This window comes from Streptomyces sp. AN091965, from assembly GCF_022698285.1.
GTDB lineage: Bacteria > Actinomycetota > Actinomycetes > Streptomycetales > Streptomycetaceae > Streptomyces.
In genome coordinates this window covers 8,607,096-8,621,921 of record NZ_JALDMY010000001.1, presented here as the reverse complement: position 1 = coordinate 8,621,921, position 14,826 = coordinate 8,607,096, and the positions used below count along the sequence as shown (strand labels likewise).

The 14,826-nt window shown below is 73.6% G+C and carries 14 protein-coding genes; 10 read left to right on the top strand and 4 right to left on the bottom strand.

The annotated features are described in order from the left end of the window. Positions 1-3 precede the first annotated feature (3 nt). The 4 genes from MQV74_RS35755 to MQV74_RS35740 are packed head-to-tail and all read left to right on the top strand — an operon-like array spanning position 4 to position 4,073. Positions 4-759, top strand: a complete 756-nt coding sequence (locus tag MQV74_RS35755) for a (Fe-S)-binding protein (protein WP_242727334.1) — start codon at positions 4-6, stop codon at positions 757-759. Further along, entirely contained in the window at positions 756-2,231 is a 1,476-nt protein-coding gene (locus tag MQV74_RS35750; protein ID WP_242727332.1) for a lactate utilization protein B, read from the top strand. Before MQV74_RS35755 ends, MQV74_RS35750 begins: the two co-directional genes overlap by 4 nt. Further along, positions 2,228-2,905: a LutC/YkgG family protein gene (locus tag MQV74_RS35745; protein WP_242727322.1), complete on the top strand. Its 678-nt coding sequence runs from the start codon at positions 2,228-2,230 to the stop codon at positions 2,903-2,905. Before MQV74_RS35750 ends, MQV74_RS35745 begins: the two co-directional genes overlap by 4 nt. Before the next feature lie 4 nt (positions 2,906-2,909). Next, positions 2,910-4,073: an ABC transporter ATP-binding protein gene (locus MQV74_RS35740; protein WP_172381282.1), complete on the top strand. Its 1,164-nt coding sequence runs from the start codon at positions 2,910-2,912 to the stop codon at positions 4,071-4,073. A gap of 115 nt (positions 4,074-4,188) precedes the next feature. Here MQV74_RS35740 and MQV74_RS35735 read toward each other — a convergent pair whose 3' ends face one another. The 4 genes from MQV74_RS35735 to MQV74_RS35720 are packed head-to-tail and all read right to left on the bottom strand — an operon-like array spanning position 4,189 to position 7,234. Beyond that, positions 4,189-4,830 (bottom strand): class I SAM-dependent DNA methyltransferase, encoded by a 642-nt coding sequence (locus tag MQV74_RS35735; RefSeq protein WP_242727320.1) that lies wholly within the window; start codon positions 4,828-4,830, stop codon positions 4,189-4,191. A gap of 33 nt (positions 4,831-4,863) precedes the next feature. After that, entirely contained in the window at positions 4,864-5,868 is a 1,005-nt protein-coding gene (locus tag MQV74_RS35730) for an ABC transporter substrate-binding protein (RefSeq protein WP_242727318.1), read from the bottom strand. Further along, positions 5,865-6,551, bottom strand: a complete 687-nt coding sequence (locus tag MQV74_RS35725; RefSeq protein ID WP_242727316.1) for an ABC transporter permease — start codon at positions 6,549-6,551, stop codon at positions 5,865-5,867. Before MQV74_RS35725 ends, MQV74_RS35730 begins: the two co-directional genes overlap by 4 nt. Next, positions 6,548-7,234: an ABC transporter permease gene (locus MQV74_RS35720; protein ID WP_242727314.1), complete on the bottom strand. Its 687-nt coding sequence runs from the start codon at positions 7,232-7,234 to the stop codon at positions 6,548-6,550. Before MQV74_RS35720 ends, MQV74_RS35725 begins: the two co-directional genes overlap by 4 nt. A gap of 115 nt (positions 7,235-7,349) precedes the next feature. Between MQV74_RS35720 and MQV74_RS35715 the strand changes: the two genes are divergently transcribed. The 6 genes from MQV74_RS35715 (at position 7,350) to MQV74_RS35690 (ending at position 14,824) form a co-directional block, all read left to right on the top strand. Next, complete coding sequence (locus MQV74_RS35715) at positions 7,350-8,366, top strand: peptidyl-alpha-hydroxyglycine alpha-amidating lyase family protein (protein ID WP_242727312.1); 1,017 nt, start codon at positions 7,350-7,352, stop codon at positions 8,364-8,366. A 253-nt stretch (positions 8,367-8,619) separates the two neighbouring features. Further along, on the top strand, positions 8,620-10,128 hold the full coding sequence (locus MQV74_RS35710) for a glycoside hydrolase family 3 protein (RefSeq protein ID WP_242727311.1): 1,509 nt from the start codon (positions 8,620-8,622) through the stop codon (positions 10,126-10,128). A 499-nt stretch (positions 10,129-10,627) separates the two neighbouring features. After that, complete coding sequence (locus tag MQV74_RS35705) at positions 10,628-11,659, top strand: phytanoyl-CoA dioxygenase family protein (RefSeq protein ID WP_242727309.1); 1,032 nt, start codon at positions 10,628-10,630, stop codon at positions 11,657-11,659. 14 nt (positions 11,660-11,673) lie between these two features. Next, positions 11,674-13,005: a DUF6271 family protein gene (locus MQV74_RS35700; protein WP_242727307.1), complete on the top strand. Its 1,332-nt coding sequence runs from the start codon at positions 11,674-11,676 to the stop codon at positions 13,003-13,005. A gap of 28 nt (positions 13,006-13,033) precedes the next feature. Next, positions 13,034-14,242, top strand: coding sequence for a type III PLP-dependent enzyme (locus MQV74_RS35695; protein ID WP_242729312.1), 1,209 nt, complete (start codon positions 13,034-13,036; stop codon positions 14,240-14,242). Beyond that, positions 14,243-14,824, top strand: a complete 582-nt coding sequence (locus MQV74_RS35690) for a GNAT family N-acetyltransferase (RefSeq protein ID WP_242727305.1) — start codon at positions 14,243-14,245, stop codon at positions 14,822-14,824. The last annotated feature ends 2 nt before the right edge of the window (positions 14,825-14,826 follow it).

Below are 14,826 nucleotides of genomic sequence, written 5' to 3'. Positions count from 1 at the left end.
ACCATGCGTGTCGCACTCTTCCTGACGTGTGTCAACGACACGCTCTATCCGCACACCGGCCGCGCCACCGTGAAACTCCTGACCAGGCTGGGCGTCGAGGTGGACTTCCCGCAGGCCCAGACCTGCTGCGGACAGGCGCACTACAACACCGGCTACCGCCGTCAGGCGGAGCCGCTCGCCCGCCACTTCTCCGATGTCTTCGCAGGGTACGAGGCGATCGTGACGCCGTCCGGCTCGTGCGGGGCGATGGTACGCGAGCTGTACCCGCGCCTCGGCGAGCGGGCCAGGGCCGAGGGCCGCGGCGGAGGGCTCGCGGCGGCCGTGGCGCCGGTGGTGCCCCGGACGTTCGAGCTCACCGAGTTCCTGGTGGACGTCCTGGGCGTCACGGACGTAGGCGCGTACTACCCGCACACGGTGACGTATCACCCGACGTGTCACGGCCTGCGCTCGCTCGGGCTCGGCGACCGGCCGACGAAGCTGCTCGGCGCGGTGAAGGGGCTCGACCTCGTGGAGCTGCCCGGCGCCGAGGAGTGCTGCGGCTTCGGCGGCACCTTCGCCGTGAAGAACCCCGACGTGTCGGCGGCGATGGGCGCCGACAAGGTGCGCAACGCGGAGTCGACCGGGGCCGGGGTGCTGTGCGCGGCGGACAACTCCTGTCTGATGCACATCGGCGGCACGCTGTCCCGGCTGCGGGCCGGCCTGCGGCCCGTCCACATCGCCGAGATCCTGGCGAGCACGGAAGAGGAGCCCCTGGCATGAGCGGCACCTTCGTGGGCATGCCCGCGTTTCCCGAGGCGGCGCGCGCCGCCGTCGGTGACGCCACGCTGCGCGCCAATCTGCGGCACGCCACCCGTACCATCCGCGACAAGCGGGCCCGCGCCGTCGCCGAACTCGACGACTGGGCGCAGCTGCGCGAGGCGGGCAAGCGCATCAAGGACCACACGCTGCGCCACCTCGACCACTATCTGCTGCGCCTGGAGGAGGCGGTGACGGCGGCGGGCGGCACCGTGCACTGGGCCGCCGACGCCGCCGAGGCCAACCGCGTCGTGACCCGGCTCGTCGCGGAGACCGGCGAGTCCGAGGTCGTCAAGGTCAAGTCGATGGCCACCCAGGAGATCGGCCTCAACGAAGCCCTGGAGGCGGCGGGCATCCGCGCCTACGAGACCGACCTCGCCGAGCTGATCGTGCAGCTCGGCCGGGACCGGCCCTCGCACATCCTGGTGCCCGCCATCCACCGCAACCGCGGCGAGATCCGCGACATCTTCGCCGCGGAGATGGGGCGTTGGGGCCGCCCCGCCCCGGACGGGCTCACCGACACGCCCGCCGAGCTCGCCGAGGCGGCGCGGCTGCATCTGCGGGAGAAGTTCCTGCGCGCCAAGGTCGGGATCTCCGGCGCCAACTTCATGGTCGCCGAGACCGGCACGCTGGTCGTCGTCGAGTCCGAGGGCAACGGCCGCATGTGCCTGACGCTCCCGGAGACCCTGATCTCCGTCGTCGGCGTCGAGAAGGTCGTGCCGACGTGGCGGGACCTGGAGGTGTTCCTCCAGACCCTGCCGCGCTCCTCGACGGCCGAGCGCATGAACCCGTACACGTCGACGTGGACGGGCACCGCGGACTCCGACGGCCCCCGGGCCTTCCACCTGGTGCTGCTCGACAACGGCCGCACCGACGCCCTCGCCGACGAGGTCGGCCGCCAGGCGCTGCGCTGCATCCGGTGTTCGGCCTGCCTCAACGTGTGCCCGGTGTACGAGCGTGCGGGCGGGCACGCCTACGGCTCGGTGTACCCGGGGCCGATCGGCGCGATCCTCAGCCCGCAGCTGCGGGGCACGGCGAGCGCGGTCGACGCGTCGTTGCCGTACGCGTCGTCGCTGTGCGGCGCCTGCTACGAGGTGTGCCCGGTGGCCATCGACATCCCGGAGGTCCTGGTGCACTTGCGGGAGCGGGTCGTCGAGGGCGGCGAGGTGACCCGCCGCGGCGTGCGGGTGCGGCTGCGGCCCGCCAAGGGGCACGCGGCGGAGCGGGCGGCGATGCGGGCCGCGCGGTGGGTCTTCCGGCACCCCGGCGCCCTGCGCGCGGGCCAGCGCCTGGCCTCGCGCACCCGGGCCGTGCACCCCCGGACGCTGCCGGGGCCCGGCCGGGCGTGGAGCGCCACACGGGACCTGCCGCCGGTGCCCGCCGAGCCGTTCCGCGACTGGTGGCGGCGTACGCACGACGAAGGGAGCGGGACGTGAGCGGCAGGGACGTCGTCCTCGGCCGGATCAGGCGCGCGCTCGGCCCGGCGCCGGACGACGCCCCCGACCCGTACGCCGTCCACGAGACGGCCGTGCCGCGCGACTACCTGCGCGAGCACGGGACGCGCACCGAGGCCGAGACCGTCGACCTGCTCGCCGAGAACCTCGCCGACTACCGGGCGGTCGTGCACCGCGCGGACGCGGACGGCCTCGCGGAGCTCCTCGCGCGGCTGCTCGCCGCGCGGGGCGCGCGGACGGTGCTCGTCCCGCCCGGTCTGCCGCCGTGGTGGCTGACCGCCGCCGACCCCGTCCGCGTCCACGACCGGGCGGCGGACACGCCGCGGGAGCTGGACCGCGTCGACAGCGTCGTCACGGGCTGCGCGGTCGCCGTCGCCGAGACCGGCACGATCGTCCTCGACGGCTCCCCCGATCAGGGACGCCGCCGCATCACCCTGGTCCCCGACCACCACGTCTGTGTCGTCCGCGTGCCCGAGCAGGTCGTCGCCTCAGTGCCGCTCGCCCTCGAACGGCTCGACCCGCGCCGCCCGCTCACCTGGATCTCCGGTCCCTCCGCGACCAGCGACATCGAGCTGGACCGGGTCGAGGGCGTGCACGGCCCCCGCACCCTTGAGGTGGTGCTGGTGAGCGGGGTGCGACCGGCGCGGCTAGCGTGAGGGGATGATCCGGTTCGAGCAGGTGACCAAGCGCTACCCGGACGGCACGACGGCCGTGGACGACCTCTCCTTCGAGGTCGCCGAGGGCGAGCTGGTCACGCTCGTCGGCCCGTCCGGCTGCGGCAAGACGACCACCATGATGATGGTGAACCGGCTGATCGAGCCGACGTCGGGGCGCATTTTCGTGGACGGCGCGGACATCGCGGGCGTCGACCCCGTGCGCCTGCGCCGCCGCATCGGCTACGTCATCCAGCAGGTCGGCCTCTTCCCGCACCGCACGGTCCTCGACAACACGGCGACCGTGCCCGCGCTCGTCGGCTGGAAGCGGGCCAGGGCGCGGGCCCGCGCCGCCGAACTCCTCGACCTGGTGGGCCTCGACCCGAAGACGTACGGTTCGCGCTACCCGGAGCAGCTCTCGGGCGGGCAGCGCCAGCGCGTCGGCGTGGCCCGCGCGCTGGCCGCCGACCCGCCGGTGCTCCTGATGGACGAGCCGTTCGGCGCCGTCGACCCGGTGGTGCGCGAACGCCTGCAGAACGAGTTCCTGAGCCTCCAGCGCACGGTGCGCAAGACCGTCCTGATGGTCACGCACGACATCGAGGAGGCGGTGCGGCTCGGCGACCGGGTCGCCGTGTACGGGCAGGGCCGCATCGAGCAGTTCGACACGCCGGGCGCGGTGCTCGGCACGCCCGCCACGCCGTACGTCGCCGAGTTCGTGGGCGCCGACCGGGGCCTCAAGCGGCTCTCGGTGACCGTGATCGAGGCGGACGACCTGGAGCAGCCGCCGGTCGCCCGCCTGGAGGAGCCGGCGGCGCAGGCCGCGGCCCGGCTGCGGGCCGACGGCGCGCGCTGGGCGATGGTCCTGAACGCCGGGGGCGATCTGCACGGCTGGGTCGGCGTCGACGAGGTGGCGCTCGCCGGGGACGGCGCCGCGGTCGGCGACCTGGCCCACCGCATGAACGCCTGGCTGCCCGTGGGGGCCTCCCTGAAGCAGGCGTTCGGCGTGATGCTGCAGCACGACGCCGGGTGGGTCGCCGTGGTGGACGGGGCGCGCTTCGTGGGGGTCCTCACCCCGGCGAAGCTGCACGAGGCGCTGCGGCGGTCGGTGGACGCGGATGCTCAGGGGGTGGGCAGGGACGAGGTGGAGTTCGACTCGGTCGCCGACGCGTGACGCTGCGCTGTGCCGGTGCGTCGTCGCTGTGCCTGTGCGTCGTTCGCCTGCGGGTTCGCTGTGGCTGGTCGCGCAGTTCCCCGCGCCCCTTCGGGGCGCGCCCCCGACGGGGCGCTCAGGCGCGGCGGGCCAGTACGTACGCCCTGTGCGTCGGGGCTTCGTCAGGGCCGGGGGCCCGTTCCATGCGCATGTCCACGGTGAAGCCCGCCTGCTCCAGGAGGGCGGTCACGTCGTCGGTCACGAGGAAGCGGAAGTCCAGGTCCACGTCGTGGCCCCACCACTCGTCCAGGTGACGGACCTCCGTGCCGAGGTGGAAGGACACGAGGAGGAGGCCACAGGGGCGCAGCACCCGGCGGGCCTCCACGAAGGCGGGGAGGAGTTCGTCCGGCGTCAGGTGGATGACCGTGTAGAGGGCGGCGGCCGAGCCGAACTCACCGTTCTCGGCGGGCAGTGACAGCAGGTCGCCCTCGCGGAACTCCACGCCGGGGTGGCGCCGACGGGCCTCGGCGACCATGCCCGGGGACAGGTCGATGCCGACGGCACGGGCGCCGAGGCCGACGAGGTGGGACGCCACGTGGCCGGGGCCGCAGCCGAGGTCGGCGATCGGGGCGCCGGGCTCCGTCCGCTCCACGAGACAGGCCAGGAGCGCCCGGTCGAGCGGCTTGGCGTCGAGTTCGTCGTACAGCCTGCTCGCGTACTCCTCGGCAACCGTGTCGTAGCTGTGCCGGACTGCCGCGTGGTCCCCGTGATCAGCCATGCGGGCCAGCATGGCAGGTGCGGGGTCGCGGCCCTACAGCAGGCCCTTGTCCTTGAGGTACTTCTTCGCGACGTCCTCGGGGAGTCTGCGCCAGCTGTCCACCTGGCGGTTCATGTCGGCGAGGTCGTCCGTGGTCAGGACGGTGTTGAGGCGGCCGAGGGCGCGGGCGACGCCCTCGCTGCCCGCGCGGGAGCGGTTGACGACGGGGACGACGTAGTCGGCGTTCTGGAGGTGCTTGTCGTCGGCGAGCAGCACGAGGCCGAACTCGTCGAGGGTGGCGTCGGTGGACGTGGTGAGCACCATCTGGTCCTGGCCGCTCTGCACCGCCTTCTTGGCCTGGGTGGTGCCGACGCCCTTGGGGTCGACGGCGGTGACGTCGATGCCGTACACCGACTTCAGGCCGGGCTCGCAGTACGGGCGCTGCACGCACTCGTCGCCCGCGGCGAGCCGCACCTTGAGGCCCGACTTCCCCAGGTCGGTGAGGGTCTTCAGGTGGTGCTCGCGGGCGTAGGAGGCCGCGACCGCGAAGGCGTTCTGGTCGACGGCCCTGCCGGGGTCGAGGACGGTCAGGCCGCGCGGGGCCGCGAGGGCGCGCAGGGCCTTCATGGTGGTGTCGAGGTCGGGTGAGCCGACCGGCTCGGCGTCCGCGCCGTTGACCTTGGCGTTCAGCCAGTCCGCGAAGGTGGCCGCGTACTCGGGCACGACGTCGATCTGGCCGGACTCCAGGGCGGGTTCGTACAGCTCTCGGTTGGCGACGGACAGGAACTCGGTGCCGTATCCGGCCTTCTCCAGGAGCTGCGCGTACATGTGCGCGAGCAGGTCGCTCTCGGTGAAGCCCGCGGAGCCGACGACCAGGTGCTTGCTGTCGCCCGGCGGCAGGCTCGCCTCGCCCCGGTTCTCCAGGGCGGGGCCCGAGTCGCAGCCGGAGGCAAGGACGGCGGCCGCGAGGAGCACGCCGCCCAGCAGGCGGGTGCGCCACGCCGTCGCGGCGGGCCGCCCGCGCCGGGGGCCTCGGGCGGAGCGGACGCGCCACGTCATGGAGTTCTCCTTCCGCGCGCCGTGCGGGACCGGCCGGGCGTGAGCCGCTCCGCCGCCTCGAAGCACGCCTCGACGACCAGGGCGAAGACGGCCACGAGCACCGCGCCCGCGACGACCTGCGGGGTGCTGGCGAGGTTGAAGCCCGCGGTGATGATCCGGCCGAGCCCGCCGCCGCCCGCGAGCGCCGCGATGGTGGCCGTGGCGACGAGCTGGACGGCGGCGATGCGCACCCCGCTCATGATCAGCGGCAGCGCGAGCGGCGCCTCGACCCGCCACAGCATCTGCCACCCCGTCATGCCCATGCCGCGCGCGGCCTGGACGACGCCCCGGTCGACCTCGCGCATCCCGACGTAGGCGTTGGTGAGCAGCGGCGGCACGGCGAACAGCACGAGCGCGACCACGGTGGGCCCCTCGCCCCACTTGCCGACCGGGGTGAGCAGCAGCAGGACGAGGACCGCGAAGGTCGGGACGGCCCGGCCGACGTTGGAGATGTTCACGGCGAGCGCCCCGCCCCTGCCGAGGTGGCCGAGCACGAGCGCGACGGGCAGCGCGATGAGACAGCTGATCAGCAGGCACACCACCGTCAGGACCAGGTGCTGGACGAGGCGGTGCCAGATGCCGCCGTCGCCGTTCCAGTGCGCGGAGGTGCTGAGCCAGTCCCAGGCGTCGCCGAGGGTCTTCACGCGCGCCCCGCCCTCGTCCAGGGGGTGAGCAGGCGCTGCACGCCGAGCAGCGCCACGTCGGCGGCGACGGCGATGACCACGCACAGGACCGAGGCGGTGAGGACCTGCGCCTTGAAGTAGGTGTTCATGCCCGCGTAGATCAGGTTGCCGAGGCCCCCGAAGCCGACGATCGCGCCGACGGTGACGAGCGAGACGGCGGAGACGGTGGCGATGCGCAGGCCCGCCATGGCGGCGGGCAGCGCGAGCGGCAGCTCCACGGTCAGCAGCAGCCGGATCGGCCCGTAGCCCATGCCGCGGGCGGCCTGCCGGGTGTCCTCGGGCACGGCGCGGAGCCCGGCGAGGATGTTGCGGACAAGCAGCGTCAGCGAGTACAGGACGAGCCCGGCCACGACGAGCGGAGCGGACAGGCCGTACACGGGCAGGAGCAGCGAGAACATCGCGAGCGACGGGATCGTGTACAGCACGGTGGTGACGGCGAGGACGGGTCCCGCCGCGAGGCTCCAGCGGCGGGCGAGCACGGCCAGGGGCAGCGCGACGGCGAGCCCGATGAGGACGGAGACGGCGGTCAGCTCCAGGTGCTGGACCACGGCGTCGAGGAGGATCCGGCGGCGGGTGCTCAGGTACTCGCCGCAGATCCACTCGTTGCGGGCCAGGCAGTCGTCCGGGGGCGTCACCTTGTCCATTCCACCGGCGGTGGCGCGCCGCGGCGCGTCTTGCTGGACCGTACGGGGGCCGCCCCCTGTCGGCGGGGCGGCCGCGGGCCCTATGCTTCCGGGCCGGTGCGTCCAGGGAGGACTGTTGACTGTCGGACCCGCGACCAGCGCGACCGTCTACGAACCGGTGCCCTATTGGGCCAGGATCCCGCACGGGATCTGGCTCCAGGAGGCCACGTCCGTCGCCGTCGACTCGGACGACCGGGTCTACGTCTTCAACCGGGGCAACATGCCGGTCCTGGTCCTCGACCGGGAGGGGAACGTCGTCGACATGTGGGGCAACGACACGCCGTTCACCGGCACGGAGCTGATCGAGAACCCGTACGGCGCGCTGACCCCGCGCTGGAAGGGCTGCCGCTTCCTGCATCCGCACGCCGTCACCGTCGACCACGAGGACCACCTCTGGCTCGTCGACGACATCGGCAACAAGATCACCAAGACGGACCGTGCGGGAAACACCCTGCTCGTGCTCGGCACCGGGAGCCCCAGCGGCTTCCAGAGCGGCGAGCCCTTCAACCGCCCGACCGACGTGGCGATATCCCCGCTGACGGGCGACGTCTTCGTGACGGACGGGTACGGCAACTCGCGGGTGCACCGCTTCGACGCGCGCGGCCGCCATCTGCTGTCCTGGGGCGCGCCCGGAAGCGACGACGGGCAGTTCAGCCTCCCGCACAACATCGCCCTCCTCGGCGACGACGCGGTGATCGTGTGCGACCGCGAGAACCACCGCGTACAGGTGTTCTCCCTGGACGGCGATTTCCGCGCCTCCTGGCACGCCCACAAGGCGGTCGCCGTCTGCGCGGGCAAAGGCGCGGACACCCGTGTGTACGTCGCCGAGCAGGGGCCGCCGCCGGTCCAGTACGGCGTGCCCGGGCTCGGCCACAAGGTGCGGGTGTACGACCGGGACGGCCGCCGTGTGACCTCGTTCGGCGCCGACCTGCCCGGGGAGGCCCCGGAGCAGTTCAACTGGCCGCACAGCGTGGCCGTGGACTCCGAGGGCAGCGTGTACGTGGCGGAGGTGTCCTACGTGGAGGTCGGCAGCGGGCTCACGCCGCCGCGCGAGCTGGTGAGCCTGCGCAAGTGGCGGCGCGCACGGGGGTGAGCGCGCGCGGGGCGGCGTCGGCCCCGGGCCCGGTCCCCCGCGTACGCCTTTGCGAATCACCGCCCGACGGGGAGAACCACGCCAGGTGGCACGAACTCGCCCTGCACCCAGGACATTTAAGGCTGTACCGCCGCAACGGGACTCCTTGACACCCCGGATTGGTATAGGCCAACATCCGGCACGGTCGCCCGCTTCGCCGCGGTCAACCGATTCCGACCGCACTGCCCGTCGCGCGCCCCTGTGGAGGTCTCCCATGGCAAGCACCAGCCACCCGCACCTCACCCGCCTTGCCAACTCCGTCCTCCAGCCGGGGTTCGTGGGCACGACCGCCCCGGACTGGGTGCGGCGCAGGATCGCCGACGGGCTCGCCTCCGTGGTGCTGTTCGGGCGCAACATCGAGAGCCCGGAGCAGGTCGCCGCGCTCACCGCCGAGCTGCGCGCCGAGAACCCCGATCTGATCGTGGCCATCGACGAGGAGGCGGGCGACGTCACCCGCATCGCCGCGCGCACCGGCGCCTCCTGGCCCGGCAACCTCGCCCTCGGCGCCATCGACGACCCCGATCTCACCGAGCGCGTCGCGCGGGACATCGGCCGCCAGCTCCGCGAGATCGGCGTGTCCCTCGACTTCGCGCCGAGCGCCGACGTCAACTCCAACCCGATGAACCCCGTCATCGGCGTGCGCTCCTTCGGCGCCCGCACCGACGTCGTCTCCCGGCACACCGCCGCCTGGATCCGGGGCCTGCAGTCCGCCGGGGTCGCCGCCTGCGCCAAGCACTTCCCCGGCCACGGCGACACAGCCGTCGACTCCCACCACGGCCTGCCGCGGTTCACCGCCGACGCCGAGGAGATCGCCCGCACGGCGCTGCCGCCGTTCACCGCCGCGATGGAGTCGGGCGTACGCGCCGTCATGACCGCGCACATGCTCGTGCCCGCGTACGACGCCGAGCTGCCCGCGACGCTCAGCCCCGCGATCCTCGGCGGCGTGCTCCGCGGCCAGTTGGGCTTCACCGGCCTCGTCGTCACCGACGGCATCGAGATGAGCGCCGTGTCCGGGCCCTACGGCATCGCCGGCGCCACCGTCCGCGCGGTCACCGCGGGCGTGGACGCGGTGTGCGTCGGCGGCGAGAGCGCCGAGCAGTCCACGGCGGACGAGCTGCGCGACGCCCTGGTGCGGGCGGTGCTCGACGGTACGCTCCCCGAGGAGCGCCTGACCGAAGCGGCGGGCCGGGTCGGGGAGTTCGCCGCCTGGTCGGCCGGGCTCGGCCGGGAGGCCGCCCCGGCGGCGGACGCCTCCGACATCGGCCTGGTCGCCGCGCGGCGCGCGGTCCGGGTGCACGGCGAGTCCGGCGCGAAGCTCCCCCTGACCGCCGATCCGCACGTCGTCGAGCTGTCCCCGACGATGAGCCTCGCCGTCGACGGCGCGACCCCCTGGGGCGTCGCCGAGCCGCTGCGCGCGCTGCGCCCCGGCACCACGTCCGTGCGCGTCGGCGAGGCCGAACTCACCCGCGAGGCCGGCCTCCTCGACCGCGTCGCCCTCGCCCCCGCCAGCGGCCGCGAGCTGGTCGTGGTGGTCCGGGACGCGGCCCGCCACCCCTGGATGGCGAAGGCGCTCACGGGCCTGGTGAACAGCCGCCCCGACGCCCTCGTCGTCGAGATGGGCGTCCCCGCGGGCGACCGGGTCGGCGCCGTCCACCTGACCACGTACGGCGCCACGCGCGTGTCCGGCATCGCCGTCGCGGAGGTGCTCGCCGGCGCCGCGTGAGCGTAGTTCCGCCGCTCCGACGGCGTACTCACCCTTGGCGATACGACCCACTCACCGGCGTCCGCGCAGCGGCGCCCGCGCAGCTCGACGGCGGCGTGCGGGATCCTTCCCGCACGCCGCTGACCAGTACAGACGCCGCCAATGCGGGCGTCAGGTGAACAGCCGGACACACCAACACAGCTCGTCAGGACGGGGCTTGACTCCACCGGTGGCCTAGTCCATCTTTGGAGCACCCAAGAGCTGGTCTAGTCCTTTGCGGCCCCGGTCGGGCCACCGTCCCGCACACGTCACCACCGTCGCTCGAACCGACCCGCCGGGGCGCTCCGCGCCCGGCCCTCCACTTCCCGGCCAGGGGAACGCCGCTGTTCCCCGGCCGCGTCGGCGACAGCGCTTCCACCGCTTCCGTCCGCCTCCGCCCGAGGCTCCCCCACGCCCGGAACCACGAAGCCGCGGTCGCTCCTGCCCGCCCGACACCACTCACCACGCCAGGAGTACGTGCATGCCCGCACCCGCCGCCCCCCTGCACCGAGCCGCGTCCTCGACCCCGTACTTCAGTGCCGACGGCGAGACCTACCTCGCGCAGACGCCCCTGAAGGACATCCGCAAGTCCCGCCCGCTGCGCGTCCTGAGCGAGGAGGAGTACACCTTCTGGCAGACGTACGGCTACGTCGTGGTCGAGGAGGCGATACCCGCCGAGGCCGCGCGCCGACTGCTCGACTTCACCTGGGAGTTCCAGGGCCTCGACCCGGACCGGCCCGAGACCTGGTACGAGGAGCGGGAGTTCCGCACCGACCTCGACCGGGACCTGTACGTCTACGGTTTCGTCGAGGCCTACCACCACCAGCTGCTCTGGGACAGCCGCCAGACCCGGCGCGTGTACGACGCGTTCGTCGACGTGTGGGACTGCGAGGAGCTGTGGGTGACCCTCGACCGGCTGAACCTCAACCCGCCCAACGTCAACAACCGCTCCCGCTCGCTGATCGCGCCCACGGACGAAGGCTTCGACATCGAGCTGCACTGGGACGTCGACTCCACGCTGAGCGTGCTGCCGCAGCGCGTCCAGGGCATCATCGCGCTCCACGACACCGACGCCGAGCTCGGCGGCTTCCAGTGCGCGCCCGAGCTGTTCCGCCGCTTCGACCGCTGGCGGCTCGACCAGCCCGCGGACCGCGACCCGGTGCGGCCGAACACCGACCGCGCGGAGTTCCCCGTGGTCCGGCCCGAGCTCAAGGCGGGCGACCTGCTGATCTGGAACGGCATGCTGGCCCACGGCGTGGCGCCCAACACCTCCGCCGACGGGGTCCGGGCGGTGCAGTACCTGTCGATGATGCCCGCCCTGGAGGAGCACCACGCGCTGCGCACGTCCCGGGTCGCGTCCTGGCGGCACCTGAGCACCCCGGACTGGAACGCGACGCTGCTCGGCGACGCCCGGCTGCCCGAGTCCGAGCGCTACGGCACCGCCGCGCTCACCGATCTGGGCGAGCGGCTCCTGGGGCTCACGCCCTGGCACTCCGCCGACACCCACCGGTGAGGCGGGGAGCCGACATGCGCAAGATCTGCCTCACCCTGCCCACCGACCGGGCCTGCGTGCCCATGGTGACGGCGCTCGGCCGGGAGGCCGCCCACGCCGCCGCGCACTTCGACGTCGAGGTGCACGTGCTGATCCTCGACTCCGCCGAACCGACCGCCTTCGCGGAGCACGCCCGGGCCGCGCGCGCCGCCATCGGCACGCCCGACGTCGTCGTCCACCACCTCGGCGAGGCCGCCCAGCGCGTGTTCCTGCGGCAGGTGATCCAGCGCTCGGGCCTGCCGAAGCCCGAGCTGCTGCTCGACCTCATGCTGCCCGCCGAGCCGTCCTACGGGGCCTGCACCAACCGGGCCTTCCTGATCGCGAGCGCCCTCGGCTGCGCGTCCGTGCACCGCAGGGACTCCGACAGCCGCTACCAAGTGCTGGACGGCGCGACCGTGTTCCCCATCCACCAGGAACTCACCTCGCTCGGCAAGCGCGCGGGGGACGCCGCGTCCGGCGTCACCGAGACGACGCTCGACCCGGCGCACGCGGACAAGCCGGTGGTCCTCGTGGGCAGCTCCTTCATCGGCGAACTGTCCGTCGACATCAGCGAGATCCGCGACCTCGACCCCGACGTCTACCACGACGTCGTCAGTCTCTGGGCCCCCGCCGACTGGTCCCAGGACGACAAGCGCGCGCTCGTCGAGGAGTCCTTCACGGGCGCGGGCACCGCGCCGTTCACCGGGGACCACGCGGTCCTCGGCCTCGTCGAACCCATGCGCGTCGACATGTGCAACGTCAGCTTCCACCAGGTGCACGAGCGCGTGCCCCTGCCGCCCGCCACCAACACCATCGGCAGCGACTACTTCCTCCTGCACGTCGTGTACAACGGCACGCTGCCCGGCGTCCTGCACAACCGCCACATCGTGAACTTCCACACCGGCGAGCGGCGCACCGACCGCGGCTTCGCCGCGTACCAGACGCGGTTCACGAAGTTCTTCCTGTCCATGCTCCACCTCCACCACGTCTACGCGGAGCTGGCGCGGGAAGGGGCCGCGCTCCTCGACCGCCGCCACGGCGTCCGGGCCCGGCGCGTCGCCGACCTCGTGCGGGCCAGCACCCTCCTGGACCCGGCCGAGAACGAAGCCCGCCTCGACGTCATCGAGCGCGCGTACCGCGGGCTCGGCGGCCGCTACGCGGAGTTCGCCGCCACGCTGCCCGGGCGCCGCTCCCGCCTGATCGACGAGGCGCGCCAGGACATGGAGGACTTCGCGCTGCTCATCGAGAACTGGGCCGCCCTGGTGCGGGCGAGCGCGTCGACGGGCGTGCCCCGCCTCGACGGGCACGCCCCCGAGCTGGACCGCTAGCGAGGGACTGAGCATCCACATGAACACCATGTACGTCACCCCACGGCTGCGCGCCGCCCTGGAGGCCGCGACCGAGGACCGGCTCGTCTTCGACCTGCCGGGCATCGAGGAGCGGTACGACGCGCTGCTGCGCGAACTCCCGGGCGTGGCCGTCCGGTTCGCGATGAAGGCCTGCCCGCTGGACGAGGTCCTCAACGGCCTGGCCCGGCGGGGCGCGGGCTTCGACGCGGCGAGCCCGCACGAGATCGCGCAGGCCCTCGCGACCGGCGTGCCCACCGACCGGGTCCACTACGGCAACACCGTCAAGTCCGACCGGAACATCGCCGAGGCCCACCGCCTGGGCATCAGGGACTTCGCCACCGACAGCGTGGAGGACGTCCTCGCGATCGCGTCGCTCGCCCCCGGCGCCCGCGTCTTCTGCCGCCTGGCCACCGACGGCGGGGGCGCGCTGTGGGGCCTGAGCCACAAGTTCGGCTGCTCGCCCGCCGACGCGCTGCGCGTCCTGGAGACGGCGCGGGACGCGGGCCTGACCCCGGCGGGCCTGTCCGTGCACGTCGGCTCCCAGCAGATGACGGCCGAGGCCTGGCGCGACGCCCTGGGGCGCCTGGCCGACGTGATCGCGGCCCTGCGGCCGCGCGGCATCCACCTGGACCACGTCAACCTGGGCGGCGGCCTGCCCGCGCTCGGCTACCGCGACCGGCACGGCACCCCCCTCCGACCGCCCCTCGACACGATCTTCGCCGTGATCCGGGAGGGCATGCGGCGGCTGCGGGCCGTGTCGCCGACGCCCCTGGACTTCGTCATCGAGCCGGGCCGCCATCTGGTCGCCGACCACGGGGCGGTGCGGGCCCACGTGTCCCGGCTCTCCACCCGGCAGCAGGCCACGGGGGAACGCGGGCACTGGCTGTATCTGAGCTGCGGCAAGTTCAACGGCCTGTACGAGATGGACGCGCTGCAGTACGCGCTCGTCTTCCCCACGCACCGGGGCGCGGACCGCGTCCCCGCCGTGATCGCCGGGCCCACCTGCGACAGCGACGACGCGTACGGCCACGAGCGCGGCCTGGTCCAGGTGCCGCGCCGGGCCGCGTCGGGCGACCCCGTCTGGGTGCTCTCCACCGGCGCGTACGCCACCAGTTACACGACGCAGGGCTTCAACGGGTTCCGGCCGCTGCCGCACACCTGGATCCGCGGCGAGCGCGACGCCCTCGCGGGCGCCGCTCCGGGAGGGACGCGCTAGATGACCGACGTCACCGCTGTCGCGGCCGGGGCACCCCCCGGCATCCGGATCCGCCCCCTCGCCCGGGACGACTGGGACGCCGTCGCGGCCCTGGAGGCCGAGGCGTACACCCCCCTCGGCCTCAGCGAGGGCCGGGCCGCCCTGGAGTCGCGGGCGCGGGCCTCGCCCGGCACCTGCTTCGTCCTGGACGGGGGGCGGATCGCGGTGGGCTACGTACTGGCCCTGCCCTACCCGCTGTTCCAGTGTCCCGACCTCTCGCACGGGGAGGACACCGCGTTCCCCTCGGGCAATCTCCACCTGCACGACCTGGTCGTCGCCGAGGCGTTCCGCGGCCGGGGGCTCGCGCGACGGCTGCTGCGCCATCTCTCCGCGACCGCGCGGTCGCGGACGTACGAGCGGATCTCCCTGGTCGCCGTCGGCGGCAGCGACACCTTCTGGTCGGCACGGGGCTTCGCCGCCCACCCGGAGGTCCCGCTCCCGGACAGCTACGGCACAGACGCCCTCTACATGTCGAAGGCGCTGCCGGCCACCGCTTCCCAGGCTCCATCGGAAAAGGCTCCATCGGAAAGACGAAGAGGCTGATG

Coding starts and splice junctions, on each gene's coding strand:
- MQV74_RS35755 (WP_242727334.1), top strand. CDS start 4: ATGCGTGTCGCACTCTTCCTGACGTGTGTCAACGACACGCTCTATCCG.
- MQV74_RS35750 (WP_242727332.1), top strand. CDS start 756: ATGAGCGGCACCTTCGTGGGCATGCCCGCGTTTCCCGAGGCGGCGCGC.
- MQV74_RS35740 (WP_172381282.1), top strand. CDS start 2,910: ATGATCCGGTTCGAGCAGGTGACCAAGCGCTACCCGGACGGCACGACG.
- MQV74_RS35735 (WP_242727320.1), bottom strand. CDS start 4,830: ATGGCTGATCACGGGGACCACGCGGCAGTCCGGCACAGCTACGACACG.
- MQV74_RS35730 (WP_242727318.1), bottom strand. CDS start 5,868: ATGACGTGGCGCGTCCGCTCCGCCCGAGGCCCCCGGCGCGGGCGGCCC.
- MQV74_RS35720 (WP_242727314.1), bottom strand. CDS start 7,234: ATGGACAAGGTGACGCCCCCGGACGACTGCCTGGCCCGCAACGAGTGG.
- MQV74_RS35710 (WP_242727311.1), top strand. CDS start 8,620: ATGGCAAGCACCAGCCACCCGCACCTCACCCGCCTTGCCAACTCCGTC.
- MQV74_RS35705 (WP_242727309.1), top strand. CDS start 10,628: ATGCCCGCACCCGCCGCCCCCCTGCACCGAGCCGCGTCCTCGACCCCG.
- MQV74_RS35700 (WP_242727307.1), top strand. CDS start 11,674: ATGCGCAAGATCTGCCTCACCCTGCCCACCGACCGGGCCTGCGTGCCC.
- MQV74_RS35695 (WP_242729312.1), top strand. CDS start 13,034: ATGTACGTCACCCCACGGCTGCGCGCCGCCCTGGAGGCCGCGACCGAG.
- MQV74_RS35690 (WP_242727305.1), top strand. CDS start 14,243: ATGACCGACGTCACCGCTGTCGCGGCCGGGGCACCCCCCGGCATCCGG.